Consider the following 26,481-nt stretch of genomic DNA (forward strand, 5'->3'; position numbering starts at 1 on the left):
ATGAACGAATATAAATATTGTATAGGCCTAATGTCAGGCACATCTTTGGACGGTATAGATGTAGCTTTATGTAAAGTTAAAGGTTATGGTTTAAATACAAAGATTAAACTAGTTACATTTGAAACTTATAATTACTCTAATGATGTTTTACAGGATATAAAGAAAGCTCTTGACTTAAGCACTAGTAGTGCTCAATTGTTATGTAGTTTGAATTTTAAGCTTGGCACAGAGTATGCAAATGCTACTAAAGCATTATTAAAAAAAGCTAATGTGGCTCTAGAACAAATTGAGTTTATAGCAAGCCATGGGCAGACAATTTATCATCAATCAAAAGATGAAGCCGGTTTTGTTAAGTCTTCTTTGCAATTAGGTGACGCTGCTACTATAGCTTATGAATGTAAAACTACAGTTGTTTCAAATTTTAGAGCAGCAGATATAGCAGCAGGAGGTGGTGGTGCGCCATTGGTACCGTATGTGGATTATCTACTATATCGTGATAAAAACAAATCAAGAGCTTTACACAATATTGGTGGGATTGCTAATACGACAGTTATCCCAAAAGGAGCCAGTATTGATCAAATAATAGCATTTGATACAGGTGCTGGTAACATGATGATTAATAGGGCGATGGAGACGCTATTTGCTAAGAGTTATGATAAAGATGGCAATGTAGCATCAAAAGGAAAGGTTATAGTAAAAATGTTAGAAGAACTTTTGGCAAATCCATACCTAAACCAACAACCTCCTAAATCAACAGGCAGAGAGCTTTTTGGAATTAGTTATACAGATAAGATTATAAAAAAATATAATGACGAGCAACCAGAAGATATTGTGCATACATTAACTATATTTACAGCCGAGAGTATAGCTAGAGCGTATCAAAGCTTTGTATTTGATAAATATGATTTAGATGAAATTATTTTCACAGGTGGAGGAGCCTACAATAACTTTTTAATTATGCAAATTAAAAAGTTACTTAATCAGACAACTATACTGACTTTTGAGGATATTGGGGAAAATAGTGACGCAAAAGAGGCTATAGCTTTTGCTGTACTTGGTAATGAAACTCTCCATAGACAATATAATAATGTTCCAGCTGCTACAGGAGCTAACCAAAAGGTTATACTAGGGCAAGTAAACTATTTTTAAAAACTAATTTGTCAAAGAAATGTCGGTAATATGTTAAAATCTTAAAAATAATAGAGAATTTTAAATTTAATTTTTAATATGAAAGTAGTCGAAATAAAACATCCAATGGTTAGACATAAGTTAGGACTTATGCGTGTTAAAGATATTAGTACCCAAGAGTTTAGGCGCTTGACAAAAGAAGTTGCTAGTTTATTGACACATGAAGTAACAGCAAGTTTTGAATTAGAAGAAGTAGAGGTTATTAGTTGGGAAGGTAGAAAAATTACAGTTGAACAGATTAAAGGTAAAAAATTAACAGTAGTACCTATTTTAAGAGCAGGGCTAGGTATGTTAGATGGTGTGTTTGAGCATATACCAGCAGCTAAAGTAAGTATGGTGGGTATGTACCGTGATGAAAAAACAGCTAAACCAGTACCATATTTTGCAAAGCTTTGCGATAAGTTAGATGAAAGAATAGCGCTAATAGTTGATCCTATGTTAGCAACCGGTGGTTCGATGATAGAAACCGTCTCATTACTTAAAAAAGCAGGTTCTAAAGATATTAAAATCATTACACTTGTAGCAGCCCCAGAAGGCATAGCAGCGTTAAAAAAAGCTCATCCAGATGTTGAGTTATATACAGCAGCTATAGACAGCCATTTGAACGAGGAAAAATATATTATCCCAGGATTAGGCGATGCAGGAGATAAAATTTTTGGTACAAGGTAGGGTTTTTCCTATAGCCCTTTCCTAAGGATGAGTCAGTATCCAAATTTTATTTTGGCTGTAGAAAATTTGATAAAAATCCATCTATAGCTTATTTATTTATAAAATTTGGAAAGAGCCTAAGTGAGCTATAGTTATTCTATACCTTTAGCTGCAATAGTCTCTTTGAGCCATTGTTTATGATGCCTTTCATCTTTTAAGCCTTTTTCTAGTACTTCAACAGCATCTGACCATTTGTCCTGGCGGTCTAACATTCTTTCATAAGCAGTATTAGTATCTTCTTCATTTGTAATCATTGCTTGAAGTATGCCTATATCATCACCTGTTATATTAGAAATAACTACCTTACCTTTAGTTAGCCATTGTTTCATACTAGGGCCTGTTACTCTTTCATGATCATGAAGAAGTAAAATTTCGTTTAGATCGCGTACATGTTTTTCATGCTCCTGTTTGAAATGCTGTAATTGTTCTTTATAGTTTATATTTTTTAGTCTGTTAATAGCAGCTTCATAAGCTTCTATTGCATCAAAATCTAATTCTGCCAATTCAGTAAGCGCTTTAGCAAAATTTGACTGTGTACCAACTAAAGTAGCCATAATATTTCCCCTTTTTACTTTTACTTTAAACTAATAAGCCTAATTCTAGCAAATAAACATTCATGACTAATAATTTTATACAGCAAATCTTGTTTGATTTGTTCATCAGAATTTGAACAACCTTCTTTTGATTTCTTAGATTTACAAGACAAAGCTAATCGCCAGTATTATTTGGATAACATCCAAAATCTTGATTTATAGCAATTTTTATATGTGACAGATTATAAGTTTTTTGCTCCTTAGAGAGGTCTTTATAGTTTGAATAAGTGATCTAGCCTTATTCTATATTGTTTTAGAAGGGTCTTAGAGTTTGTATTGCTTTTCTAAGAGGAAGAATTTTCCTCTTGGGCCTTTTGTATATTATCTTGCATAAGCTGTAAATTTTTTGCGTAAACGCCAGTAAAAGATAAAGTTACTAATAATGCAAAACCTATAATTTTTTTCATAATTTATTTCTTTATGCTTGTTTTCTTATCATTATACCTTGAATCTAATGTATGTACCATATAATTTTTTACAAAAAATATTTACGGTAAAAATATTTTTAATTTAAGCTCTAAAAAGAAACTGAGCTTACAATTATAGTTATTGCTCAATTGTTTAGGTGATTTAAAAAAGAGCCAAATAGTATAAAATGTTAGCCAATGAAATTTTAAATACGAATATTTAAATTAGCTTATGACACCAAGAACGTTTTTTTATACGGATTATGATAGTTTAGCTTTTGCTGAGTTAAAATCAACTATAGATAAGCTTGCTGATTATCTTAGTCAACAAAGTTATCTATATCACACATTAGATAAACCGATAATAACAGATAGTGATTATGATAAACTTTTTCAGCTTTTACAAAGTTTAGTCGCTAAACACCCTGAATTAACCCCAGTAAATTCAGTTTTAGATAAAGTAGGTGGAAAAGTTTTAGAAGGCTTTGAGACTGTTAAGCATAAGAAAAAAATGCTTTCACTATCTAACGTATTTAGCTTGGAAGAACTTAAAAGTTTTTATGAAAAACTCGATTTTTCAAATGTTGAATTAGAGTGTGAGCCAAAAATGGACGGGCTTGCTATAAGCATTTTTTATAAAAATGGTAGATTTGATTATGCTGTAACTAGAGGTGATGGAGTTCAAGGTGAAAAAGTTTCAGAAAATGTTAAAACTATCCGAAACGTGCCATTACGATTAAATACGAATAGCCCACCTAAGGAGCTAGAAGTAAGAGGAGAGATTATTTTAGATAAAGCTAGTTTTTTAGCACTTAATAACTATATGCAAGAGCATGGTCAAAAGAGCTTTGCAAACCCTCGTAATGCAGCTGCTGGAAGTATACGTATGTTGGATTCTAAAATTGTAGCTAAACGTCCGTTGAAATTATATTGTTATGGAGTAGGATATTATTCTAAAGACTTTGAACACCCTCCCACTCAATATCAGCTTATGAACTACCTTAAAAGCTTAGGTTTTACTATAAGTAATCATATGAGTTTAGCAACTGATTTTAATGCTATTGAAGAATATTATCACCAAATGAGCCATAGTAGAGCAGATTTGGATTATGACATTGACGGTTTAGTTTTTAAAGTTAATGATATTAAGCTTCAAGAGGCTATTGGTTATGTTTCAAGAGCACCAAAGTGGGCTGTAGCATATAAGTTTCCTGCCGAAGAAGTAGAATCAGAAGTTATTAATATTGAGTTTCAAGTAGGCAGAACAGGTGCTATAACTCCTGTAGCTAGACTTAAGTCTGTTGCAGTTGGTGGAGTTATAGTCTCAAACGCTACATTACATAATATCCATGAGATAAAGCGAAAAGATATCCGTGTGGGTGATAGAGTAATCGTACGCAGAGCTGGAGATGTAATACCAGAAGTCGTTAGAAGTCTACCAAAGTATCGTAAAACGTCAGTTAAGCTTATAGAAATGCCAAGCAACTGTCCAGTTTGTAATTCACCTGTTGAAAACATTAATGATCAAGCGATATATCGTTGTACAGGAGGTTGGCATTGTCAGGCACAAACCGCTGAACGCCTAAAACATTTTGTTTCTCGTAAAGCTATGGATATTGATAAAATTGGAGCTAAACTTATTGAACAACTAGTTAGAGATAATTTAATTAAATATCCAGCAGATATCTATAAGCTTACCTTTGAGCAATTAGTTAATCTTGAGAGAATGGGTGTTAAGTCTTCACAAAATGTTTTAGATTCAATTACCAATAGTAAAAACCCTAGCTTAGCCAGGTTTATTTTTTCTATCGGGATTAAAGACATTGGAGAAGTATCATCAGAATCGCTAGCAAATTATTTTGGTAGTTTAGAAAAGTTTCGTCAAGCTAGTTTTGATGAGCTAATATCTATAAATGATATCGGTGAAATTATGGCTAATAATGTAATTTCTTTCTGGCAAGACCCTTTGAATATAAGAATAATGGAAGATTTACTAAACGTTGGTATAGAAATATCTAATCCAAGAAAGATAGAAAAAGTTACTAACAGTAATTTTGATAATAAAATAATAGTTATCACTGGTACATTTGAAGATTATAGCCGTACAGACTTAACGCAGCTACTGAAATCTATGGGAGCTAAAGTTACTTCAAGTGTTTCTAAAAAAACGGATATGGTCATCTGTGGTGAAAATGCGGGCAGCAAATTTACAAAAGCACAAGAGCTAGGTGTGAATGTGGTTACAGAAGATAAATTAAAAGGGTTGTTAAGTTGAGTATTAGTCAGTGCTTGAGAAAAGGAGATGTGTTATTTATAGTAGATAGTTGTGAAAAAAATATTTCTAACTTATCTGTTGGCTACGGAGGTAATAGTTATTACCATTGTAGCTTATATATTGGTGACAGTAGAATTATAGAGTCAGTAAAAACTGAAGGAGTCATAATCGCTGATTTAGCTAGGTACTCTAATAATAAAATATTAGTTGGACGCACAGCCCAAAAAGATGATTTTCTTAATAATGTTATCAAGTATGCACACAAGTTAATTGGTTGTCAGTATAATGATTTATTTTTACCAGACCAATCAGGAAAGTTTTATTGTTCTGAGCTTATCCATGAATTATTTAAATACGCAAATAAAGGTATCTTTTTTAAAGAACATTACCTTAATTATATATCACTAAATGATCTCTCAGTTTCCCAATATTGGAAAGATTTTTATGGTCAATATGGCTTAAAAGTACCCCAAGGGGAAGTCGGTTCTCACCCAAACAACTTATCTTTAGATGAAAAGTTTAAGTATAGATTTTGGCTATAAAGCTAAGACGTATGGTTTTTTTAAAACCTTTAAAAAGAAAGATAATAATAAAAGAGATTATGGCAACATCAGTTTACTTGTTATTTAATATAATGTCCTTGAAAGCTTTTGTATAGTACTTATTTAAGTTTTCTGTGTTAAATCTATTATCGTTTAATAATTTATAATAAAGATTTTTAGTTAAAGGACGAGGACCTTTATATAAAACCTCATTGATTTTATTGTTATTTTCTTGAAATGCAGGTTCAAGTAGGCTGGTATGAGCAAGAGTAGGCTGTTTTAGAAAATTTATTGCTTGAATTAAATAATGAGATAATTCGTCTTCGACATTTTCTATTTCAAAAGTATTAATTTTAAAGGACTCTACTTTTTTATCATTGATATATAAATATTCTCCAGTTATTTTTTCATTATAGATGTGGTTGTACAACATACACTTTAGATAAAGTTGTAATTTATCTTTTGGTTTTAAGCTAGAAACCTTGTATAAGATTAAAGTATTATCACTAGACAATTTAACATTAGAGTATATTTTTATATTTTGTATGTTTGCTTCTAAAGTTAAGTTTTGTAGATTTAAGTGGCCAATTTTATCGTAAAAACCACTTATTAAGTCTAGGTTCTGGTGCAATAATTCATCAGTAAGTGGTGATTGAGGCAACCTACCAGAAAATCTAAGGTGTTTGACGCTTAAATCAATATCTTTGTGATTTTCATGACAATTTAAAAAATGTTCTTTTATTTTATAAGTTTGTAAAGCATCTATTTCGAAAGGTTCTGTATCTGAAAGTCCTGGTTCATTTTCTTGTAAAGTCAAGCCTAGAGTATGTTGTGAATAAGCTTTGAAAGGATCTTCAAAAATGTTAACTATTTCTTGTAAACTAAATTTAGTAGGCAACTCTATATCGTTATTTCTTTGGGAATTAAAATTTTGTTTCTCTGCTCTTATAAGCTTTAACCACTTATCATCGTAGCTTTGATAGTTTTTGCTATAGCATTTTGGACTAAAAGGATGTAAAGGGTATTTTTTAAGGTTGTATTTAAGATTCCAGCTATAGTGGGTTTCTAAATAACTTATAAACTCTTTGATTATAAGGCTTGGTTCTTGTTCAGAATTATTTTTGTAACTATTTCCTTGAAAGCTTAGGTACAACACTGATCTAGCAGAAATTATTGTTTCCAAGAAGAGATATTTATCATCATCACGTTTGGTTCTGTCACCTTTTTGAGCTGAAAAATGGTTTGTTAGATCAAAACTAATTTTTGTATCTTTACGGGGATAAGTTGTACTATTAAGCCCAAGCATAGCAATTACTTTAAACGGTATACTTCTCATAGGAGTCATTGAACAGAAGGTGATTTTACCACGTAAGAAATGGTTATTTACAATAGGCTCAGAAAGAGCTGTGGTTAAAATATTTCGAATAATGGCTAGATCAATTAGCCCTGTAAAGTTAGCTTGGTCAGTATATTGTACAATTTTTGCAATATTTTGTTTAATAACGTTTGCTATGTATTCATCAGAGTCGTCTATATTAAATAAAGTATCCAGTATTTTTAATAAAAATTCTTGCCAGTCATGAGCTGAGCGTTTTTGTTTAAGTTCTTCAGAAAATGATTGTAGAAGTTCAATAAGTTCATATAGTTTTCCAAGTTCTTGAATATCATTTGTTTGGATATTCGGTAAAGTTTGCAATGAATCTTCTATAATCATAGGCTCATCAGCTAAGCAAAAACCTAACAATAGTCGTTTAAGTCCCCAATTCCAGCTAAAAGTTTGATTATTTAATCCTCTATGTATACAGGCCTTAGTTAACCAGTATTTAATAGTTTCAAGTTGCTCAAGTGTAATGTCAAATTTTCGTTGTAAAGCTGGTACGGATAAATAATCTATAATTTTGGTAACTTCAAAGTTACTATCAGGAAGCTTAAGAATCTCAATAAAACTAGCTGCTAAACTTTCTGAATCTATAATCGATCTATCAGCTATTGAACAAGGAAGCCTGTTAGGCGAATCACTAGGAGATTTAGTGAAAACTGATTCTATATAAGGAGCATAATCCTCAATATTTGGGCACATTACTAAAACATCTTGTGGTTGCAGGGTAGAGTTTTGTTCAAAGAGCTCTAGAAGGTTATCATGTAAAACTTGTATTTCTCTAAGTGGACTATGACAAGAATTTATTATTACAGAGTTATCAATACTATTCGTATACTTTTCAGTATTTAATTCAAGTATATTTCGTTGGATATTTGTTAGTAGAGAGCCTCCATCAGAAGGTGTTATTTTTATATTCTCACATACATGCTCAAAACTAGTGAATTCTTGCTGATTTTGTTCTAAAAGTTGGTTAAAAAAATCTTTTCCTTGTTGCCCGAAGCTAGCTAATAAGGGTTGTATTGTAAAATCTTCTTCGGTATTAAGCCAACTAGCTATTTTAGCTTTTTTTAAATCGTACCAATATTCACTACAAGGGTTTAAATACAGAAGATGTATATTTGTGTACTTTGCTACTTCGAGTAGAAATTCTAAATTATTAGGTGAAATTGCACTAACTCCAAAGATGTAAATATCTTTAGGTAAAGTTTCAGAACTAAGTTTTCCTATGCCTTGTTTTTGTATTTGAATAGGTGTTTTAGGGTTTTCGCTTGTAAGAAGTTGCCAAAGTTTAGCTTGCCATAGTTCATCCTCAGAAGGTGAGTTGCTAATAAATTGAAGATTTTGCCATTTTTCTAACCAAGCAGGACGATACTTTATATATTTGCTAAAAACATTAGCTATTTGTGAGCTTAATTGATATTTTCTTTGGCTACTATCCTTGTAGTAGTTTTTTAGTTTGGCAACGCCAATGTCATCTAGTAATTTGAATATACGCCAGCTAAGAACTTCTTTAGAATAAGCTTTCTTATGAGATTGATTGTTAGTTATTTTGTAACTAGTGTTAATTATAAAACTATTTATCATATCAAATTTTGTGTTCATGGAAATGCTGTTTTGCTTAGCAAGTTCCATGCTTAACCAGTGTTGCATGCCACGGCTACCAACTAGTATATAAGTTGGCTTAAAAATTTCTTTTTTATTAAACTGCAGTAATTTAGAAAATATCTTTACTAGATATTCAAGTTTATTAGAAGGATAGGTGTATAATGCCATAATACTTTTTATAAAAAGAAATTACTTAAGATATTAGCAAAAGCTAGTTTGAGTATAAATATTACTAGCTAAAAAGAAAGCAATTTTTCTGGCGGTGTGTTAGTTATTTCCAATTAGCTCAATTTTTTTGTTGATGGTATAGCTTGTTTGCTATAATCATTTTAACTTACAATATTTTTCCATAGAAAATGATTATTGATTCACATTGTCATCTTAACTATTTAAAGTTAGAAGATGTAAGCCTTGAGCAAGTTATAAAGAATGCAAAAAGTGTGGGAGTTGAAAAGATTATATCAATTGCAGTAGCATGGCATGAAATAGATGAAATCCAACAAATATCCGAAAACTTTGAAAATGTGTATTTTTCTGTTGGGGTACATCCAAGTGAATTAGACACTTATCAGCCGAATATAAAAGAGCTGATTACTAAATCTAATCACCTTAAATGTGTAGCTATAGGAGAAACTGGCTTAGATTATTACTACAATAGTCAAGATACTAGAGCTAAGCAAATAGAAAAATTTGTAAATCATATCCAGGCGGCTATAGAAGTTTCCAAACCAATAATTGTTCACACAAGAGCAGCGAAACAAGATACTCTAGATATTTTAAAATCAGAAAATATAGAAAAGTGTGGAGGGATTTTACATTGCTTTACGGAAGATTATGATATGGCAAAACAAGCTATAGATATGGGTATGTATATTTCCTTTTCTGGGATTTTGACTTTCAAAAATGCCAAGGATATTCAAGAAACAGCTAAAAAATTACCATTAGATAGAATTTTGGTGGAAACAGATGCTCCTTATTTAACACCAGTACCATTTAGAGGTAAGCCAAATTATCCAGAGTATGTAAAATATGTAGCAGAATTCCTTGCAAAATTAAGAGGTGAGAGTTTGGAGAAAGTATCTGAACAAACATATAAAAATACCCGCGAAGTTTTTAAGTTGTAGATAAATATGAGAGATAATTTATTTGGTGTAATTCCTAACTTTTCTAAACACGAAAAGTTTATCGATTTATTAAACACTAAAAATATTAAAATTGAAAAGATAATTTCATATGGCCAAGTGACTCCTACCGATACACCTTATATTCAACAATATGATGAATGGGTACTAGTATTAAAAGGTAATGCAAAACTTAAATTAGAGGATAAAGAGTATAACTTAGAGCAAGGAGAGTATCTATTTATTCCTAAAAATAGCAAGCATTGGGTAACTTATACAGACAATCCAACCATTTGGCTTGCTATCCACATTAAGGAGTAAGTATGCAAGAGTTTTTAACAGATCATTTTTTCTTATTATGTATATTTATAGTTTCGATGGGCTTTTTAGCAAGTTTTATAGATGCTATAGCTGGTGGTGGAGGACTTATTAGTGTTCCTGCTTTGAGTATGGTTGGTTTGCCTATTACAGTTACACTTGGGACTAATAAGCTACAAGCTAGTATTGGTACAGCAATGGCTACCTTCAAATACTACAAAAGTGGGCTTATAGATTTTAAAACAGTTATTAGAGGATTAGTTGCTGGATTTATAGGAGCATGTTTTGGCACTATAATGGCACTAGTTATTAACAATGAATTTATGAACTATATTGTACCGGTACTTTTAATTGTAGTTTTCTTATTTAGTATTTTCAATAAAAACCTAGGAGTTAATGTAGGTAAAAAAAGAATGTCAGAGATGGCATTTTTTATTATTTTTGGTTTTCTACTAAGTGCTTATGATGGTTTTTTTGGTCCAGGAACAGGTAACTTTTGGATTATAGCTATAGTTTATTTTTTAGGATACACGTTTTTACAAGCTTCTGGATATGCCAAAGTACTTAATTTAAAAAGTAACTTATTCTCATTAATGATATTTATAGCATCTGGTCATGTAAATATATTTTATGGCTTGATGATGGCTGTGGGAAGCTTTTTTGGTGGCTGGGTCGGCTCAAGAAAGGTTATATTAAGAGGATCAAGTTTAGTTAGGCCAATGTTTATAATAGTTGTTGGTGTTACAATATTTACATTTATTTTTAGCAAAATTAGTTAGGTATATATAAAGTACTCTGATATAAATCCTGCATTTTCAAGTATTTTATGTATAACATATACTGAAATGGTATAATTTGCTTAGTATTTACCAAATAATGTGATTTAGATCATATGCCAAAAGAAAAAGCTCTTGAAATAGTGAATCTGAGTAAAATTTATAAAAGTGGGTTAAAGGCAGTTGATGAGATTAGCTTTAATGTAGAAAAAGGAGATTTTTTTGCTTTGTTAGGTCCAAATGGAGCAGGTAAATCTACTACTTTAGGGATGATATCTTCACTTGTAAATAAAACGTCTGGAAAAATTAAAATATTTGGCTATGACATAGATACTAATTTTAATCAGGCTCGTAAGCACTTAGGTTTTATGGCACAGGAGATTAACTTAAATATCTTTGAGACACCTATTAGCATCTTAATAACTCAAGCTGGCTTTTTTGGTATTTCAAAAAAACAAGCGAAACCATATGCTGAGGAACTATTAAAAAAAGTAGATTTATATGATAAACGTAATACACAAGTGAGGTTTTTGTCTGGAGGTATGAAAAGAAGGCTCATGGTTATTAGAGCTTTAATTCATAAACCTAAGTTGCTGATATTAGATGAGCCAACAGCAGGTGTTGATGTTGAGCTTAGGAATTCTCTTTGGGAAATGATTTCTCAGTTTCATAAAGAAGGTTTAACTGTGATTTTAACTACACATTACTTAGAAGAGGCTGAGTCTATGTGTAACCATATTGCTTTGATTCATAAAGGAAAATTGCATATAAACACAGATATGAAAACCTTTCTAAAATCAGCAGATAAACATACGTATATTTTTGATTTAAAATCTAAATGTAATGATGATATACAGCTTGAATCTGGAATAGCTAAACTAATAGATGATTACACTTTAGAGGTAGAAGTAAGCAGGGGAGCTGTTTTAAATAATATTTTCTCTGAGTTGAGTACAAAACATAATTTAGAAGTTTTAGATGTTAGAACCAAATCAGCTAAACTAGAACAGCTATTTATAGAGGTAGCAAGAAATAAGTAGGTGGGTAAAATGAGCATTCGAGATTATTGGATAATGTATGTAACAATTTTTAATCGTGAGAGTAAAAGGATTTTTAGAATTTGGCCACAAACTCTTTTACCTTCGGTAATTACAATAGTTTTATATTTTTTGATATTTGGTAAAGTTGTAGGAGCCCGTATAGGTGATATGCATGATGGTATTACTTATATGCAGTATATTACTCCAGGTTTAATAATAATGGCTGTGATCCAGAACTCTTATGGTAATGTGGTTAGCTCATTTTTTGGGATACGCTTTAGTAGAGCAATAGAGGAGCTTTTAGTTTCACCAGTTAATAACCATATTATTGTACTTGGGTATATTTCTGGTGGAATATTTAGAGGATTTTTAGTTGGAGTTTTTGTAAGTATAGCGGCTTTTATTTTAGGTGGTTTTACTACTATTCATAGCTTTGTTTTAGTGTTAGCTGGATTTATATTTTGTGGAGCATTATTTTCTTTGGGCGGATTGCTAAATGCTATATTTTCACAAAAGTTTGATGACACTACTATTTTCCCAACATTTGTACTTACGCCTCTTATTTACTTAGGTGGTGTTTTTTACGATATAAATAATCTATCAGGATTTTGGCACTTTTTATCAGCGTGTAATCCCCTATTTTATATAGTTGATTTTGTTAGATATGGCTTTATAGGTATTTCTACGGTAAACCCATATATAGCATTTTCTGCAATAGTTATTTTTACCTTTGTTTTATACTATCTAGCTTGGTATTTGTTAAACAAAGGTATTCGTTTAAAGCCGTAATTTTTTATTAATTGGTTTTACCTCCAGAATACACTTTTCTAACTATGTATAAAGGACGCTGTTTTGTTTCTATAAATATCCTACCTATATAGCTTCCAAGCATGCCTATACCAATCATTTGTAGACCACTAAAAAATAGTATAAAAGTAACTAATGATGGATAACCTGGTACACTTATACCAAAAATTAAAGACTTTAGTATGATAAAGGAACCATACACAAAGCTCATTAAAGCAATAAATACTCCTAAATAAGACCATATTTCTAGAGGTGCTTTACTAAAGCTAGTAATTCCATCTATAGAAAATTTGAATAGTTTCCAATAATTCCATTTAGTTTGCCCAGCAGCACGTCCCTCCCTAGTATGGTAGACAAGCTTTTCATGAAAGCCTATCCAACTAAGTAAACCTTTATTAAAACGTACTTTTTCTTTAAGCTCTAAGAAAGCATTAATAGCTGCTCTGTTTAATAATCGATAATCACCAGCATTTGGCGTTAGTTTAGTTTCACTTATTCTATTCATTAACTTATAAAAAAGCCCCGCAGAACCTTTTTTTGCAGCAGTATCTGTATCTCGATTTTCTCTGACAGCTGTAACAACTTCATAGCCTTTTAACCAATAGTCTACCATTTCTAATATTAATTCAGGTGGGTCTTGTAGGTCAGCATCTATAGAGATAGCAGCATCTCCGTTACAGTTTGCAAAACCTGCATAAAGGGCTGATTCTTTGCCAAAGTTACGTGATAAGTCTACGATTTTTATCTCGTTATGGTTTTTTTGTTTCTCTAAAAGTAGCTCTAGTGTGCTATCTGTACTACCATCATTGACAAATATTAATTCATATTTGGTTGGTAATTGCTCAGCTATAGGTATAAGCCTTGAAAAAAGTTGCTCTAAACCTTCTGACTCATCTTTGACAGGTATTATTATGCTAGTTAGTAAATTTTTCTTATCCATTATTAAGTACTTGATTTATATTTGTAGCTAATACTTTAGCTTGTATATTTCTAAAAATCCATACAAGTTTAGTTGATAAAAGTTTTTTTGAAGTATATTGCAATAGAGCTACCAAGTCCTATTTTTATAGCATTTCCTGCAAAAATTTAATAAGCCGTATCAAATTTACCCTGTATGAAAAGTATTTTTTTTTAATATAATAGTTATTTAAAACTCGGCCTATTAAATTTGTTTGGAACCAGTATAAAAATCAACAAGCTAGATGTGTTTTTATACTAGTTCTTAGCAGTTAGATAACAGATATGAAATTAATAAATAATGTTGTTTTAAATTTTCATAGAGCAGAGAAATTGACTAACAACCTAAAGGAAAGTTTATGCTATATACTTGTAACTCATGTAACTATCAAACTGTATTAGAGCGGAATGATGATTTTACCAATTGTCCGAAATGTTTAAAAGGAACGCTGACTATAGCAAATGCTGAGCAAATTAGCAACAAATATAAAAATGAGTTTACCAAAAACAGGTCTGAGCTAATGAGAAATGTTGCTAAACAAGCTCAAATTCCTATTTTACCCGGTCAGGACTTTGACGTATTTGACCTTCATGCATACCAACCACTTTTGCCTTTATTACAAAACCCTAAGGCTTCACAAATACACTGGCTATATCCGTTAAATAAAAAGAAAGTTATAAATTCTAATACTAACTTCATTAATGTCGTAAATGATGATAGCATTTATTTAAGTGTGGGAAGTGGCCTTGTATCAGGAAGAGAAACTATTAGGTTAAACCCTCAGTCGCTTGAATTGCTTAAGGCTTATGATAATCTTAAACAATATCTGGTGAAAAAAATAAATGAATTGAAACCTAATTCTCCATCATATGTAACTCAAGTGTTAAATTCTTTACAAGTTTTTGTTTGTCAACTACTGCCAAATAATGATGAAAAACAAGTGGATAACTTCATATTAGGGTATTACAATAATAGGAGAGATCCCAAGACCCATCGGTTGTTAGCAACCAATGGTTATACTAGTGGGTTTGTAATGGACCTTGAAATATTTATACAAAATAAGATAGGTGTTTGTCGACATAGAAATTTGCTAAGTGCTTTTCTTTTAGCTAAATTTATATCAGAAATTAACTTAACGCCAGCTATGCATTTGCAACAAAGGTACCTTATTTCTGAAGGAGATATTAAGCATCTTAAAATGATTTTTAATATTCGTAGTAAAGTTTATCAGCCAAGAGGTGACATACTAGATCGATGTTCATTAACGAATGTAGTTTCGGTTGTAGGTGCTCATACTTGGTGTATTGTGTTACTTTTTAATCAGCATAAAGAATTTTCTGGATCATGGATTGTTGACGCTATGTGGGAGAAAATTTTTAATTTAAGTGACCAAGATGACTTTAAAAAAGCCTGCTCTCGTTCAACAGCTAAAAATATCACATATGATGTGACAAATATTTACAAAATCCTTACTAAGTATAAAGCTTTTAATAATGCGGGCCAGTATAAGATAAAAAGTCAAGAATTAAAACCAGTCATTGCTGAAGTTACTACAGACGAATCAATGGGTAACCAAAGTTATATATTAAACCATAAAAATCCAAATCCACTCTGGTCTATGGAACTCGATAAAATTTTAAGACCACTACTGCAATTTCCAAATTTAACTTCAGTTAAAGAGCATAAGCTTTTGAATGAACTTTACAAAAAACTTAATTTAAAAGACTTTACACAAACCTATTGTTGTTTAAAAACAACTAAAGCTGATAGCTTAATTTATAACGAAGAGAATTTAGGAGATTATCAAAATTTGTTTGAGATTATAGATATGTGTATTTCTTTAATGGATGAGCATTTAATGAAAGTTCCTTTCTAATAAATTGTAAAAAAAGTAAAGTCGATTAAATGCTAGGATAAGCAAATTTAAGTTCCAAATTTTGCAACAGTATTTCTTTTTGATATAATTTTAGCAGTAGTTTTTTTAGAGATGCTTAAAGATGTCATTTGTATATAAAAAAATAGCTATTATTGGAAAGCATCATAAAAAAGAAGTTGGTGAAACTATACAGGGATTATGCTCTCAACTAAATGATTTGGGTTTAGATGTGATAATCGAGCGTGAATCTAGTCATAACCTAGCTTTAAAAGACACCCCAAAAATGTGCCTGAAAGATATAGCTTTAAACTGTGATGTTGCCATAATAATAGGTGGTGATGGAAATTTTCTGCAAGTATCTAGAGTTTTGGCATTATATAGCAATATACCAGTTATAGGCGTTAACAAAGGTAAGCTTGGATTTTTAACGACTATTACATCTGATAGTAAGGGGTTACAAGGTGATCTAATAGATATTTTAAAAGGTAAAAGCGCTCTTTCTAAGATGGCTATGTTAAAGTGTCAAGTTGATAACATTGAGGCTCCATTAGAAGCTTCAATAGCCTTAAACGAAATAGCTATAACAGCTAGTAGAGGCCGGATGTTTGGGTTGAAAGTTTTTATTGATGGCGGCTATGCTTTTGACCAAAGAGGTGATGGGTTAATAGTAGCTACACCGACAGGTTCTACAGCCCATGCAATGTCAGCAGGTGGACCAATACTTAACCCTAATCAAAACAGTATGGTTTTGGTACCAGTGTGCTCACATTCATTAAATAGCAGACCACTAGTAATTTCAGACGATAGTATTATAGATATTTATATAACTGATTATAATAATCCTGAACCTGTACTAAGTATAGATGGGCGTCATGATATTATTTTAAAGTCAGAGCAAAAAATTACTATTAGAAAAGCTAGTAAAAAGGTTTCTGTGCTTCATACAGAAAACTATAATTATTATGATACTTTACGTGAAAAATTAGGTTGGGGTAAGGTGTTGTTTTAGATGTAAAAGCTTAGACTTAAGTGAGTCTAAGCTTTTTTAGTTATCTTAAATTAAAACTTTTTATAGAAAGGTTTTTCATACCTTTTCCCTCTTAGATGTTTTTTAAAAATAATTTACTTGAATGGTAGACATATAGGATTTGATTGTAAACTAAATGTGTTTAGCTCTAATTGCAAACCCAATATCTTGTCTATAAGCTACGGGACTCTATTTATCTATATCAACAGTTTAACCAGTGTTATAATTAAAGCATAAGAATTTTTACTGAGAAATTAACTTGATTACTTTAGGAAACTATCATAATTTAAGAGTTATAGATGTTCGTGAGTATATATTACATCTTGATGCTGTAGAATTAGGCATTGCAACTTTACTTAAAAAAGAGTTGGAAAATGATTTGAGTGTAGGAGATACTATAAATGTATTTTTATACGAAAATTCTAAGTCTGAGCTTATGGCTACTACAAAAAAAGTAGCAGTTGTTGGTGAAATTGCTTTTTTACCAGTCAAATCAATTATTAATATAGGAGCGTTTCTAGATTGGGGTTTAGATAAAGATTTGCTTGTACCTTTAGCTGAGCAACATAGACCTTTTGAGCTTGGGAAATCATATTTAGTATATATCTACCGTGATAAAGTAAATGGTAGGCTTATAGCTTCTTCTAAGATAAACAAATTTATATCAGATTTTGATGATAGTGATTTTAAGCTTAATCAAGAGGTTAACCTGATTATAGGGAACTCAACTGATATCGGTTATAAAGCAATCATAAATAATACTCATTGGGGTGTACTATACAAAAATGAAGTATTTCAAAGGTTAAGCTTTGGGCAATCTACGAAGGGCTATATTAAATCTATCCGTAAAGATGGTCGAATAGATTTAAGTTTGCAACAATTAGTATATAAAGACCTTGCTAAGAATGCTCAAAAAATATACGACTATTTAGTTTCTAAAGGTGGTTTTGTAGCATTTCATGATAAGTTAGACCCTGTTCTTATAAAAAAAGAATTTGGTATTAGTAAATCATCATTTAAAAAAGCTATAGGTAGCTTATTTAAAAGTAAGAAAATCCTGATAAAAGCAGATGGAATTTATTTGTCTTCATAAGCTAAAAAAGTTCTACTAAAATTATTATTATAAAAACTGTGATAAAAATTGCGGATATAAATTCTATTTTTTTTATAGCTTTAAAAAACATTTCTCTTAATTTATTATTGCCAAAAAATATAGCTACTGTACAAAACCAAATCGCAGTAGTTAAAGTTATACATAACCAGACAGCAATTTTTTCAAAGCTGGTTAGCTCATCAACTAAGCTTAGCATAGAGCTGAAAAATACAACCACTTTAGCATTAGCAAGATTGGTGAAAGCTCCATTTAAAAAAAACTTGAAAGCTGGACGCTCTTCAAGTTGATATAAGTTTTTTATGTATTGTTCGGCATTGGAGTTTTGTGGACTTTTTGTGAAAACGTTTTTATAGAGATTAAAAGCTAAATAAGCTAAATAAGCTACTCCAACTAATATGATAAATTTAAATAAAATAGGTTCTTTGTAGAGTAAAAATGAGCCAAACCAGTATACAAAGAAAGTATTTAGGAATATTCCAGAAGCTACTCCCAAGGCAGTATAAATACCATATTTTTGCCCAAATTTGATAGAGTTGCTAATAGTTACAAAGAAATCTGGACCTGGTAGAATAAGGCAACTTATTTGTAAAGCTATAATAGTTAAGAATATTAGCATTGTTAGACTCTTATTTTTAATTTACTTAATATAGAATAGTATTAACAAAATTGTTATAAATCTAGAAAAATGTTTGATAAACCCAAAGAAAATTTGCGTCAAATAAAAAGCTATGTTCAAAGAGCGGGGAGAGTCACAAAAAAACAGCAGTTAGCATTGGAAACATATTCTGAAAAATACCTAATAGAATATAGAAAAGAACAAAAGTTAAACTTTGCTAATATTTTTAATAACGATTATCCAGTGATTTTAGAAATAGGTTTTGGTATGGGGACTTCTCTCGTACAAATGGCACTAGAAAATCCAGATAAAAATTACCTTGGAATTGAAGTTCATAAGGCAGGTGTGGGTAATATATTATATGAAATAGAGCATAGAGACATTTCAAACTTACAAGTTATAAGCCATGATGCTTTAGAGGTATTACAAGATATGATCGAAGATAATTCTTTAAAAGCAATTCAGATATATTTTCCTGATCCATGGCATAAAAAAAAGCATAATAAACGTAGGTTAGTCAATCAATCTAACCTTGACCTTTTCGCTAGAAAATTAGATAAAGGTGGGTTGTTGCATTTTGCTAGTGACTGGTTACCTTATGCCGAAGATGTTTTAGGGTTGCTAGAAAACCACGGTCAGTATAAAAATTTATATTCAGACTTTGCTCCTAGACCAGACTGGCGCCCTTTGACAAAGTTTGAAAAAAGAGGGCAAAGCTTAGAACATCCGATATCAGATATACTGTTTGAAAAAGTTTAAGGAAAAGTAGTGAATATAGCTAGATATAAAAAAGGCTTTGTAAAAATAAACGAGTATAATAGTAAGCTTCATTTTGGCAATGTCTATTGTCCTGATTGTGGAGTTGCTAAAGTTAAGTTGGTACGTAAAGCTGATCAAGAATCATATTTTGAATTTATTACCGAAGATAATTCCCATGATGAGCTATGCCCTAGAATAAGCAAGCCTATTGATGATAATAAAATCAAAGAGCTTATAGCTAGTGATTCAAAAAAAGATATGAGTAAAGTTAATTTTATAGTTAATAAAAACCTCGAACGTTGCATAAATTTACTTACTAAAGTAGAGAATGATGGTAAATTAAATTACGCAGATACCTTGAATTTGATGCCAAAGAAAAAGCAACAAATGGTAGAAAAACGTATTAGAGAATATTCTAAACAAGATATTTATACTATAAATACTTTTGAGTTAGCAGATATAGATTTGGAAAAAGTAAAAGGTAAATATGCTGTGCTATATGGAGTTGCAGGAATTACCTCTTCAAATATAGGTGAGAGCCTAAAGCTATTGTTTAAAATAAATGAAGATTCTAGATTTTCAACCTTTATCGTACCCAACCAGGTCAAATATTTAAACTTTGATAAAAGTATCAGAGCTAAGTTTGCGGTATTTGGTAAGCTAAAGGTAGTAGATAAATTTATAAATATCGAGATACGTTCAACTAGAGATTTAGTTATAAGGGGCTAAGTTTTGTATGAATATAAAAATTAGGCATGAGCAACTTGCAGATCAAGAGCTTATATATAAGCTTATTTCTAATTGTTTTGAAAGTGGTGATGAGGAAAAATTAGTCAGACTATTACATACAGACCACCAGAATTTGATATCTTTAGTTGCAGAGTTAGATAATCAGATTATTGGACAGATAATTCTTTCAAAAATGTCTCAAGATGGTATTCCAAATATAGATATATATGGATTAGCTCCAATGTGTGTATCTCCAAATTACCAAAATTTAGGAATTGGAGCAAAGCTAGTTGAGCAAGTTATACAAGAAGCAAAAAAGTGTAACATTGATGCTATATTTGTTCTAGGGCATCCAAACTATTACCCGCGATTTGGTTTTAAACCTGCTACAGAATACAATGTAAAATGTGAATATGATGTTCCAGCAGATGTATTTATGGTTCTTGATTTGTCTGGTAAATTAAAGAAGTTACATGGCAAAACAGTTTACTATGCCGAAGAATTTAAAGAAATATTCTAAATTTACTGAAAAATCATCCTCGTGCTTGACACGGGGATCTACTGAAGTAGCTTAAAATCAAGTTATTTCAGTTAGTACTATTTTTATACGTGGTTGGCTATAGCTTTAATTGAGCTATTACATTGTTGATTTCTAAATTAGTATTTGCTAATATATAAACAGGTTTACTCTTTGGAGCTTGAAATGGATTTAGTACAAATGCAAAAAAATGCTAGTAAAGCTGCTGATATGCTTAAAGCTATTTCACATGAATCAAGATTGCTTATTTTGTGCTTACTTACAAAAGGTGAGATGTCTGTAGGTGAATTAGCTAAATATTTTGATTTAAGTCAATCAGCCTTTTCACAACATTTATCAGTACTTAGAAAAAAAGGCTTAGTTAAGGTCAGAAAAGAATCACAAGTTTGTTTTTATAGTATAAAAGACAAAGGTGTAGCAAAGATATTAGAAGCTCTGCACTCAGTTTATTGTGAAGATAAGTAAAAAAATTTAATACAAATATTAGAGTTATCTAAATTAGAAAAAAATAAAAGGAGAAAAAGATGCATAAAGTAGAAAAAATATCAGTAAGAGAATTTTTGGATTTACAAAAAAAAGAAAAGGTTAAATTAATAGATATTAGAACACCTCATGAGCATAAAAGAGAATGTATTGATTGTGCTGAAAACATTATGATTGATGATATTTATGATGCTGACATTAAGTCTGATGAAGTCGTAGTACTTCATTGCCAATCTGGTAATAGAACTAATCAAGCAGCAGATAAAGTTTCTGGACTTAAAGCAAAGAAAGTTTATCTTTTAGATGGTGGTATAAACTCATGGAAACAACATAAGCAACCAACTCAAAAAAACGTAAAAGAGCCTTTTCCAATTATGCGTCAAGTGCAAATAGTAGTTGGTTTTATGGTGCTATTAGGGGTAGTATTGTCATTTACAGTGTCACAATATTTTGCAATTTTAAGCGGTTTTTTTGGAGCTGGCCTTTTGTTTGCAGGTTTGTCTGGCACTTGTGCTTTAGCAAATATCTTAGAGCTGTTACCGTACAATAAAAAAGCTAAATAGGAGAGAGGTTATGATTTTCAGACAATTATTTGATATAGATACTTTTACGTATACTTACCTTATTGCATCAGGAGAAGGTAGAGAAGCTATTATAATAGATCCAGTTGATACGCAGTTAGGTAAGTATCATAAACTTTTTGACGAGCTAGATCTTAAACTAGTTGCTGCAATTGATACACATGTACATGCTGACCATATTACAGCACTTGGTTTACTAAGAGAATCAACAGCTTGCAAATCAGTAATGGGAGCACACACAAAAGCAGAGTGTGTTTCTGTGAAGATAAAAGAGGGTGAAGCTGTAAACTTTGATGGTATGAAGCTAAAAGCTATATACACCCCAGGTCACACAGATGACTCTTATAGTTTTATTCTTGGAGATAAACTTTTTACAGGTGACACTCTATTTGTAAGAGGTACTGGTAGAACAGATTTTCAACATGGAGACTCTTTTGCTCAATACGATAGTATAAACAACAAACTTTTCAAGCTTCCAGATGAAACTATAGTTTATCCTGGACATGATTATAATGGCTTTACATCTAGTACTATTGGTGAGGAGAAGAGGTTTAATCCGAGATTACAAGTTAAATCAGCACAAGAGTATGCAGAGCTTATGGCAAATTTAAATCTACCAAACCCTAAATATATGGATGTTGCTGTTCCAGCTAATTTAAAATGTGGTCTGGTGAAGTAAATGATCTCATTAATAATCTTTGGTCTTATTTGTGGTATAGCTCTTGGTTTAACAGGTGGAGGGGGTTCTATACTAGCAGTGCCTCTTTTAACTTATGGTGTGGGACTAGACTTCCATAGTGCTATAACCATATCATTATTAGTTGTGGGGTTTACTGCTATTTTTGGACTGGTTATAAATTTAAAAAATCATGATTTAAATTACTTAGCAGCATTCATTATGATAGTTACAGGTGTAATGTTTGCACCTGTGGGTAGTTATCTTTCTCAAGCTTTAACTGATCAAACTCTAATGCTTAGTTTCTCTGTACTTATGGTAGTTATAGGTGTTTGGAGTTTAATAAAGTCAAAAATTATCTCTGATACGCATTCTATATGTAAGAGTATCGGTATTAGATGCATTACAGCGTTACTTTTAAGTGGAGCTATTGTTGGGACTTTAACAGGTTTTTTTGGAGTTGGAGGAGGGTTTTTAATTGTTCCAGCTTTGATGTTTATAACAGGCATGCCAATTAAGAGGGCTATTAATACATCACTACTTGTTATTTTTGTAGTTTCAATATCAGGGTTTATTTCACACTATGATTTAGACAGTATGAACTGGTACGTAGCAATACTATTTATAGTTGGTAGTGTTACTGGTATGGTTTTATCAACTAAGCTTAAGAAAAAACTAAATGATAAAATTTTACAAAAAATATTTGCTATTATGCTGGTTGCATTGGGTCTAGTGATTTATTTTATAAATTAAAAGATTAAAGCTCTATTATATACAATCCCAAATTTACCTAGCTAGTCTTCAACCAACCAGTTATACTGAGCCTTTTAACTTCTGACAAAATAGTCTTAACTTCATGTTCTATTTTTTTACTATTGAATATCACTATCTTGCTACAAGCTGGATAGATGTTTAAATTTCCATTTGGAAGATATAACTTAAGTTCGCCACCATAAGATTCTTGCCAAGCATCATTTAAATAACACACTATAGATATATTGCGACGATCATCATTTTGGAAAGTATCAAGGTGTTTTTTATAAAAAGCACCTTTGGGGTAAATTGCATAATGGAACTCTTTTGTAACGATGCCAGCAAAGCAAGTTTTATTTATATATTCTATAAAGTTATTTATTTTTTGAAAAAATGATTGAGCATGTTTTGTTTCATCTAGCCAGTAAATAAAATCGCTGCGGATAGATCTTTTAACTGTCTCATTTAGCTTATTACCTATTGCTGATTTTCTAAAACAATCTTCTTGGTAGAGTTGAGCCAATTCAGCTGTTAATAGAGAAGTCTCATCTTTAGAAAGCCAATTATCTATGACACAATAACCTTCATTAAAAAAGTCTGTAATAACTTTTTCAAAAAGAGGATTTATAGGTAGTAAATTAGACATGAGCATGCCCAATAAAGAGTTAGTAAGCGAAGTATATACTAAAAATAAGAATTAGTTATCTAACTTTATTATAAAATCATCTAAGTACTCATCCACATCTAGTTCATACTCTGAAATAGCAAAATGTTTAGCTGATTTTTTTTGTTTATGCATTTGTTCAGTTGAGCCAGTATTTAGATGGTGCCATTCTGGTAGATCCTTACCTTCTAAAAGTAACTTGTAGCTACAAGTGTTTGGTAGCCACTTATAAGCATGACTTTTTAGTTGTTTATAGGTTAGGTTTATACATTCAGGTACTAGCTGTTTTCTTTTTTCATACATGTAACATTGGCATTTTGATGTATCTAAAAGCTTACAGCTAACCTTAGTGTAGTAGACCTCGTCAGTGTCATGATCTTGTAGTTTATTCAAACAACATAATCCACATCTATCACATACAGATTCCCACTGCTCACTAGTCATATCTTTTAACTTAATTTCTTGCCACCATTTATGCATATCAGAATATAGTATGTTTTATTTATTTGTAGAATAGTAAACTAAATTTGGCGAGAAAAATAGTCGTAAAGAGATTTAAAAATTTTAAACGGTTTGTTGTATAGGTTGGTCTAATACTGGCGATACTCCAGTATCAATAAAAATTTGCTGCTGAATCTTGGTGAAAGCATTCTTGTATGCTTGAGGATCGACTACAGCAGTTGATTTATGAATCGGAACAGAGCTTTGTTGACTTGGGTTTGGAACAGTTTTATGCACAACAAAGTTTATTCTTATGCTAGAGTCTTTTTTTGAACCTCTATACTTTTGTATAAATGCTGTAGCTTCAGTGTATTGGGCTTCTTGCCAGAAGTCTACAGTTTGGGTACTCTGTGCTGTAATTATACCAGTATCAAAGTTTGCATCATGAATAATATATCCAAGGTTTTGCATAACAGTAACCGTAGAATTAAAAGCAGAACGTTTATTAACATTAAAAACTTTTGTCTGCATGAGCTGTATTTGTAGCGGAGTAAGGTCTGGTTTTGGCGGTTCTACAACACAGCTAGCTAAAATAATTATCATTAGAAATATGATAGATTTAGAAAGTTTTTTTAACATTTTGCCCTCTTTTTTAGAAGCTTGTTGATAGAGATTTGAAGTTTGAAACTACATCATCTTTAAATGTTATTATAATAGTCATAGTTTTTTGTGATTCCATAAAATCGCTATTTTTAGTAGCTCCACCAACAAGAATAAGAGTTAAAAAACCTTCTTTTTTAGAACTGTTTTGGATAGTTGCATTTGTCTGATATGTCCAAACTGAATCTCCATCAGCATTCTGAGTTACAATATTTGGTGATCCAAAGGCTTGTATCACTTGCTCTTTTGTTGTTACTCCTTTTTTCAAAGTTAGCGAAACATTTCCTGATGTATAAGGCGTTTTAGGAAACTCTTGCGAATTATTTGTACTACAAGATGCCAATATAGTAGCTATAAGCGCTAAAGATATTATATATATAGCTTTTTTCATATTTTTCGATATAGTTGGTTATTAAAGATCATGGCATTGTATCATACAATTTTAAATAAAGTGTATATTTAAATAGTAAAATAGTGAGACGTGTCAAATAGGTTCAGCATGACATCCTTATTAATGGTTTATATATAATTGTACCTATAAGTTTGTTATGTGTCACAACTGCTATATATATTATTGCTAATAAGTTATAATTGTTGACTATTAAGATAACTCGTCAATTAAAATTTTAACTACTATGAAAACTACAGCAAGAGCTAGAAATAATGCTCGTTTATATACCGTACAAGCTTTATACCAAAAAAAGGTTGCAGATAATACGTTCGATGAATTGAAAGTTCAATATTTCTCTGATAATGCTGAAAGGCACCAAACAGATTGGAATCTGTTTTATAGACTTATAGATTCTGCAGAGTCGAATGAAGAAACTATACAAGAGCATATAAAACAAAGCTCCAAAGACGGTATAGATTCAATAAACTATGTTGATTTGGCTGTATTGCAGTCTGCTGTTGCAGAACTTATAGAATGTTTGGAAAATCCATATCAAGTAATTATTAAAGAATACGTTGAAATAGCTTATAGTATGGGTACAGAAGAAGGGTACAAGTTTGTTAATGCTATGTTACAGAAATTAGCAAAAACTATTAGAGGTGAAGAATAAAATTGTCTTGGGAAGATAAGAAATTAAATTTTTCCCTATGTTGAACCTGCTCGTTTTTATTTAATTCAGCAATAAGTACAGTTTCTTTGTATTCTTGATAAGCTAATATTCCACCATTATAGTCGACAATCATGCTATCTCCAGCGTAACTGAAGTTTGGATCCTTACCAACTCTGTTACAAGCTACCACATATGCTTGATTTTCTATAGCCCTAGCTTTAAGTAAAGCTTGCCAATGTTCACGCCGCGATTCAGGCCAGCAAGCTACATTTAGTAAAATATCGTATTCATTATTATTACAGTTAAATACGGGGAAGCGTAGATCAAAACAAACTGTAAGAAGTATCTTGAAAGCTTTATATTGGATTATTTTTCGCTGGTTTCCTTTAGTATATTTTTTGTCTTCACCTGCATATATAAAAAGATGATTTTTATCATACGTGTATACTTCTTTTTCAGAGGTTACAAAATATAATCTGTTAGCAATTTTATTATCTGCAAATGTTGCTGCACTTCCAACGATAGCAGAGTTTCTATCTTTTACTTGATTGTACATCCAGTTAACAATATCTTCTTGGAAACTAGCTTCATTAGTTGGGTTCATAATAAAACCAGTATTAAACATCTCAGGTAATACGATTAAGTCCATCTCTTGGTCTAGAGTGGCTATTTTTTGCTCTAGCTTTGTATAGTTTAACTCTTTATTACCCCAAATTATATCACTCTGTATTATTGCAACTTTTAGTTTATTCATGCTCTGTTATTTCCCTAGGTAATGTAGTTT

At 31.1% G+C, this 26,481-nt stretch carries 30 protein-coding genes; 20 read left to right on the forward strand and 10 right to left on the reverse strand.

Annotated elements, in window-relative coordinates; all coding sequences use genetic code 11:
• Positions 1–1,149, forward strand: coding sequence for an anhydro-N-acetylmuramic acid kinase AnmK (anmK, locus tag E3E15_RS01985; RefSeq protein ID WP_172106387.1), 1,149 nt, complete (start codon positions 1–3; stop codon positions 1,147–1,149).
• A gap of 78 nt (positions 1,150–1,227) precedes the next feature.
• On the forward strand, positions 1,228–1,857 hold the full coding sequence (gene upp, locus E3E15_RS01990) for a uracil phosphoribosyltransferase (RefSeq protein ID WP_035721472.1): 630 nt from the start codon (positions 1,228–1,230) through the stop codon (positions 1,855–1,857).
• Between the two features lie 131 nt (positions 1,858–1,988).
• Here upp and E3E15_RS01995 read toward each other — a convergent pair whose 3' ends face one another.
• Together E3E15_RS01995 and E3E15_RS07940 are read right to left on the reverse strand one after the other, a co-directional pair.
• On the reverse strand, positions 1,989–2,450 hold the full coding sequence (locus E3E15_RS01995; RefSeq protein ID WP_035721473.1) for a DUF2383 domain-containing protein: 462 nt from the start codon (positions 2,448–2,450) through the stop codon (positions 1,989–1,991).
• Between the two features lie 323 nt (positions 2,451–2,773).
• Positions 2,774–2,896, reverse strand: a complete 123-nt coding sequence (locus tag E3E15_RS07940) for a hypothetical protein (RefSeq protein WP_280954105.1) — start codon at positions 2,894–2,896, stop codon at positions 2,774–2,776.
• 232 nt (positions 2,897–3,128) lie between these two features.
• On the opposite strand from E3E15_RS07940, the gene ligA reads away from it, so the two are divergent.
• Together ligA and E3E15_RS02005 are read left to right on the forward strand one after the other, a co-directional pair.
• Positions 3,129–5,171: an NAD-dependent DNA ligase LigA gene (gene ligA, locus E3E15_RS02000; protein ID WP_172106388.1), complete on the forward strand. Its 2,043-nt coding sequence runs from the start codon at positions 3,129–3,131 to the stop codon at positions 5,169–5,171.
• Complete coding sequence (locus tag E3E15_RS02005; protein ID WP_172106389.1) at positions 5,168–5,713, forward strand: YiiX/YebB-like N1pC/P60 family cysteine hydrolase; 546 nt, start codon at positions 5,168–5,170, stop codon at positions 5,711–5,713. Before ligA ends, E3E15_RS02005 begins: the two co-directional genes overlap by 4 nt.
• Before the next feature lie 73 nt (positions 5,714–5,786).
• Here the strand turns inward: E3E15_RS02005 and recC are convergent, their stop codons facing one another.
• On the reverse strand, positions 5,787–8,867 hold the full coding sequence (gene recC / locus E3E15_RS02010) for an exodeoxyribonuclease V subunit gamma (RefSeq protein WP_172106390.1): 3,081 nt from the start codon (positions 8,865–8,867) through the stop codon (positions 5,787–5,789).
• Between the two features lie 188 nt (positions 8,868–9,055).
• Here recC and E3E15_RS02015 point away from each other — a divergent pair, with 188 nt between their 5' ends.
• The 5 genes from E3E15_RS02015 to E3E15_RS02035 all read left to right on the forward strand — a co-directional run bounded on the left by E3E15_RS02015 (position 9,056) and on the right by E3E15_RS02035 (position 12,743).
• Positions 9,056–9,823, forward strand: a complete 768-nt coding sequence (locus E3E15_RS02015) for a TatD family hydrolase (protein ID WP_172106391.1) — start codon at positions 9,056–9,058, stop codon at positions 9,821–9,823.
• Between the two features lie 6 nt (positions 9,824–9,829).
• Complete coding sequence (locus E3E15_RS02020) at positions 9,830–10,141, forward strand: cupin domain-containing protein (protein WP_172106392.1); 312 nt, start codon at positions 9,830–9,832, stop codon at positions 10,139–10,141.
• Positions 10,142–10,143: 2 nt separating this feature from the next.
• Positions 10,144–10,917: a TSUP family transporter gene (locus E3E15_RS02025; RefSeq protein ID WP_172106393.1), complete on the forward strand. Its 774-nt coding sequence runs from the start codon at positions 10,144–10,146 to the stop codon at positions 10,915–10,917.
• Between the two features lie 113 nt (positions 10,918–11,030).
• Entirely contained in the window at positions 11,031–11,954 is a 924-nt protein-coding gene (locus E3E15_RS02030; RefSeq protein ID WP_172106394.1) for an ABC transporter ATP-binding protein, read from the forward strand.
• A 9-nt stretch (positions 11,955–11,963) separates the two neighbouring features.
• A complete protein-coding gene (locus E3E15_RS02035) occupies positions 11,964–12,743 on the forward strand; it encodes an ABC transporter permease (RefSeq protein WP_035721490.1) in 780 nt (259 codons plus the stop codon).
• Positions 12,744–12,750: 7 nt separating this feature from the next.
• Here the strand turns inward: E3E15_RS02035 and E3E15_RS02040 are convergent, their stop codons facing one another.
• Positions 12,751–13,701: a glycosyltransferase family 2 protein gene (locus E3E15_RS02040; RefSeq protein WP_172106395.1), complete on the reverse strand. Its 951-nt coding sequence runs from the start codon at positions 13,699–13,701 to the stop codon at positions 12,751–12,753.
• Between the two features lie 376 nt (positions 13,702–14,077).
• Between E3E15_RS02040 and E3E15_RS02045 the strand changes: the two genes are divergently transcribed.
• From E3E15_RS02045 to E3E15_RS02055, 3 genes are all read left to right on the forward strand, one after another.
• On the forward strand, positions 14,078–15,595 hold the full coding sequence (locus E3E15_RS02045) for a hypothetical protein (protein WP_172106396.1): 1,518 nt from the start codon (positions 14,078–14,080) through the stop codon (positions 15,593–15,595).
• Positions 15,596–15,716: 121 nt separating this feature from the next.
• Positions 15,717–16,604, forward strand: coding sequence for an NAD(+)/NADH kinase (locus E3E15_RS02050; protein WP_172106397.1), 888 nt, complete (start codon positions 15,717–15,719; stop codon positions 16,602–16,604).
• Between the two features lie 277 nt (positions 16,605–16,881).
• The gene (locus tag E3E15_RS02055) at positions 16,882–17,715 is read left to right on the forward strand and encodes a CvfB family protein (RefSeq protein ID WP_172106398.1); all 834 of its coding nucleotides are present in this window, start codon (positions 16,882–16,884) and stop codon (positions 17,713–17,715) included.
• Position 17,716: 1 nt separating this feature from the next.
• Here the strand turns inward: E3E15_RS02055 and E3E15_RS02060 are convergent, their stop codons facing one another.
• Positions 17,717–18,352, reverse strand: coding sequence for a LysE family transporter (locus E3E15_RS02060; protein WP_172106399.1), 636 nt, complete (start codon positions 18,350–18,352; stop codon positions 17,717–17,719).
• 69 nt (positions 18,353–18,421) lie between these two features.
• Between E3E15_RS02060 and trmB the strand changes: the two genes are divergently transcribed.
• From trmB to E3E15_RS02095, 7 genes are all read left to right on the forward strand, one after another.
• Positions 18,422–19,111 carry a tRNA (guanosine(46)-N7)-methyltransferase TrmB gene (gene trmB / locus E3E15_RS02065; protein WP_172106400.1) on the forward strand — a complete coding sequence of 230 codons (690 nt, stop codon included), beginning with the start codon at positions 18,422–18,424 and terminating at the stop codon, positions 19,109–19,111.
• A gap of 9 nt (positions 19,112–19,120) precedes the next feature.
• Positions 19,121–19,840 carry a hypothetical protein gene (locus E3E15_RS02070; RefSeq protein ID WP_172106401.1) on the forward strand — a complete coding sequence of 240 codons (720 nt, stop codon included), beginning with the start codon at positions 19,121–19,123 and terminating at the stop codon, positions 19,838–19,840.
• A gap of 7 nt (positions 19,841–19,847) precedes the next feature.
• Entirely contained in the window at positions 19,848–20,360 is a 513-nt protein-coding gene (locus E3E15_RS02075; RefSeq protein ID WP_035721512.1) for a GNAT family N-acetyltransferase, read from the forward strand.
• 183 nt (positions 20,361–20,543) lie between these two features.
• Positions 20,544–20,843, forward strand: coding sequence for an ArsR/SmtB family transcription factor (locus E3E15_RS02080; RefSeq protein WP_172106402.1), 300 nt, complete (start codon positions 20,544–20,546; stop codon positions 20,841–20,843).
• Positions 20,844–20,902: 59 nt separating this feature from the next.
• Positions 20,903–21,424: a rhodanese-like domain-containing protein gene (locus tag E3E15_RS02085; RefSeq protein WP_172106403.1), complete on the forward strand. Its 522-nt coding sequence runs from the start codon at positions 20,903–20,905 to the stop codon at positions 21,422–21,424.
• Positions 21,425–21,434: 10 nt separating this feature from the next.
• The gene (locus E3E15_RS02090) at positions 21,435–22,121 is read left to right on the forward strand and encodes an MBL fold metallo-hydrolase (RefSeq protein ID WP_172106404.1); all 687 of its coding nucleotides are present in this window, start codon (positions 21,435–21,437) and stop codon (positions 22,119–22,121) included.
• Positions 22,122–22,124: 3 nt separating this feature from the next.
• Positions 22,125–22,871, forward strand: coding sequence for a sulfite exporter TauE/SafE family protein (locus E3E15_RS02095; RefSeq protein WP_172107222.1), 747 nt, complete (start codon positions 22,125–22,127; stop codon positions 22,869–22,871).
• A 37-nt stretch (positions 22,872–22,908) separates the two neighbouring features.
• Here E3E15_RS02095 and E3E15_RS02100 read toward each other — a convergent pair whose 3' ends face one another.
• From E3E15_RS02100 to E3E15_RS02115, 4 genes are all read right to left on the reverse strand, one after another.
• On the reverse strand, positions 22,909–23,517 hold the full coding sequence (locus E3E15_RS02100) for a 2OG-Fe(II) oxygenase (protein WP_172106405.1): 609 nt from the start codon (positions 23,515–23,517) through the stop codon (positions 22,909–22,911).
• Between the two features lie 51 nt (positions 23,518–23,568).
• Positions 23,569–24,015 carry a YcgN family cysteine cluster protein gene (locus tag E3E15_RS02105; protein WP_172106406.1) on the reverse strand — a complete coding sequence of 149 codons (447 nt, stop codon included), beginning with the start codon at positions 24,013–24,015 and terminating at the stop codon, positions 23,569–23,571.
• An 84-nt stretch (positions 24,016–24,099) separates the two neighbouring features.
• On the reverse strand, positions 24,100–24,579 hold the full coding sequence (locus tag E3E15_RS02110) for a hypothetical protein (protein ID WP_209451689.1): 480 nt from the start codon (positions 24,577–24,579) through the stop codon (positions 24,100–24,102).
• Between the two features lie 49 nt (positions 24,580–24,628).
• Entirely contained in the window at positions 24,629–25,027 is a 399-nt protein-coding gene (locus tag E3E15_RS02115; RefSeq protein WP_172106408.1) for a hypothetical protein, read from the reverse strand.
• A 244-nt stretch (positions 25,028–25,271) separates the two neighbouring features.
• Here E3E15_RS02115 and nusB point away from each other — a divergent pair, with 244 nt between their 5' ends.
• Complete coding sequence (gene nusB, locus E3E15_RS02120) at positions 25,272–25,697, forward strand: transcription antitermination factor NusB (RefSeq protein ID WP_172106409.1); 426 nt, start codon at positions 25,272–25,274, stop codon at positions 25,695–25,697.
• Here the strand turns inward: nusB and E3E15_RS02125 are convergent.
• Positions 25,681–26,451, reverse strand: coding sequence for an amidohydrolase (locus E3E15_RS02125; RefSeq protein WP_172106410.1), 771 nt, complete (start codon positions 26,449–26,451; stop codon positions 25,681–25,683). The two genes, nusB and E3E15_RS02125, sit on opposite strands and share 17 nt — an antisense overlap.
• Positions 26,452–26,481 lie beyond the last annotated feature (30 nt).

Source organism: Allofrancisella frigidaquae (assembly GCF_012222825.1).
Classification (GTDB): domain Bacteria; phylum Pseudomonadota; class Gammaproteobacteria; order Francisellales; family Francisellaceae; genus Francisella; species Francisella frigidaquae.

Excerpts from the sequence above, each read along its gene's own strand:
- anmK (WP_172106387.1), top strand. The coding sequence starts at position 1 with ATGAACGAATATAAATATTGTATAGGCCTAATGTCAGGCACATCTTTG.
- upp (WP_035721472.1), top strand. The coding sequence starts at position 1,228 with ATGAAAGTAGTCGAAATAAAACATCCAATGGTTAGACATAAGTTAGGA.
- E3E15_RS01995 (WP_035721473.1), bottom strand. The coding sequence starts at position 2,450 with ATGGCTACTTTAGTTGGTACACAGTCAAATTTTGCTAAAGCGCTTACT.
- E3E15_RS07940 (WP_280954105.1), bottom strand. The coding sequence starts at position 2,896 with ATGAAAAAAATTATAGGTTTTGCATTATTAGTAACTTTATCTTTTACT.
- ligA (WP_172106388.1), top strand. The coding sequence starts at position 3,129 with ATGACACCAAGAACGTTTTTTTATACGGATTATGATAGTTTAGCTTTT.
- recC (WP_172106390.1), bottom strand. The coding sequence starts at position 8,867 with ATGGCATTATACACCTATCCTTCTAATAAACTTGAATATCTAGTAAAG.
- E3E15_RS02015 (WP_172106391.1), top strand. The coding sequence starts at position 9,056 with ATGATTATTGATTCACATTGTCATCTTAACTATTTAAAGTTAGAAGAT.
- E3E15_RS02020 (WP_172106392.1), top strand. The coding sequence starts at position 9,830 with ATGAGAGATAATTTATTTGGTGTAATTCCTAACTTTTCTAAACACGAA.
- E3E15_RS02025 (WP_172106393.1), top strand. The coding sequence starts at position 10,144 with ATGCAAGAGTTTTTAACAGATCATTTTTTCTTATTATGTATATTTATA.
- E3E15_RS02030 (WP_172106394.1), top strand. The coding sequence starts at position 11,031 with ATGCCAAAAGAAAAAGCTCTTGAAATAGTGAATCTGAGTAAAATTTAT.
- E3E15_RS02035 (WP_035721490.1), top strand. The coding sequence starts at position 11,964 with ATGAGCATTCGAGATTATTGGATAATGTATGTAACAATTTTTAATCGT.
- E3E15_RS02040 (WP_172106395.1), bottom strand. The coding sequence starts at position 13,701 with ATGGATAAGAAAAATTTACTAACTAGCATAATAATACCTGTCAAAGAT.
- E3E15_RS02045 (WP_172106396.1), top strand. The coding sequence starts at position 14,078 with ATGCTATATACTTGTAACTCATGTAACTATCAAACTGTATTAGAGCGG.
- E3E15_RS02050 (WP_172106397.1), top strand. The coding sequence starts at position 15,717 with ATGTCATTTGTATATAAAAAAATAGCTATTATTGGAAAGCATCATAAA.
- E3E15_RS02060 (WP_172106399.1), bottom strand. The coding sequence starts at position 18,352 with ATGCTAATATTCTTAACTATTATAGCTTTACAAATAAGTTGCCTTATT.
- trmB (WP_172106400.1), top strand. The coding sequence starts at position 18,422 with ATGTTTGATAAACCCAAAGAAAATTTGCGTCAAATAAAAAGCTATGTT.
- E3E15_RS02075 (WP_035721512.1), top strand. The coding sequence starts at position 19,848 with ATGAATATAAAAATTAGGCATGAGCAACTTGCAGATCAAGAGCTTATA.
- E3E15_RS02080 (WP_172106402.1), top strand. The coding sequence starts at position 20,544 with ATGGATTTAGTACAAATGCAAAAAAATGCTAGTAAAGCTGCTGATATG.
- E3E15_RS02085 (WP_172106403.1), top strand. The coding sequence starts at position 20,903 with ATGCATAAAGTAGAAAAAATATCAGTAAGAGAATTTTTGGATTTACAA.
- E3E15_RS02090 (WP_172106404.1), top strand. The coding sequence starts at position 21,435 with ATGATTTTCAGACAATTATTTGATATAGATACTTTTACGTATACTTAC.
- E3E15_RS02100 (WP_172106405.1), bottom strand. The coding sequence starts at position 23,517 with ATGTCTAATTTACTACCTATAAATCCTCTTTTTGAAAAAGTTATTACA.
- E3E15_RS02105 (WP_172106406.1), bottom strand. The coding sequence starts at position 24,015 with ATGCATAAATGGTGGCAAGAAATTAAGTTAAAAGATATGACTAGTGAG.
- E3E15_RS02110 (WP_209451689.1), bottom strand. The coding sequence starts at position 24,579 with ATGATAATTATTTTAGCTAGCTGTGTTGTAGAACCGCCAAAACCAGAC.
- E3E15_RS02115 (WP_172106408.1), bottom strand. The coding sequence starts at position 25,027 with ATGAAAAAAGCTATATATATAATATCTTTAGCGCTTATAGCTACTATA.
- nusB (WP_172106409.1), top strand. The coding sequence starts at position 25,272 with ATGAAAACTACAGCAAGAGCTAGAAATAATGCTCGTTTATATACCGTA.
- E3E15_RS02125 (WP_172106410.1), bottom strand. The coding sequence starts at position 26,451 with ATGAATAAACTAAAAGTTGCAATAATACAGAGTGATATAATTTGGGGT.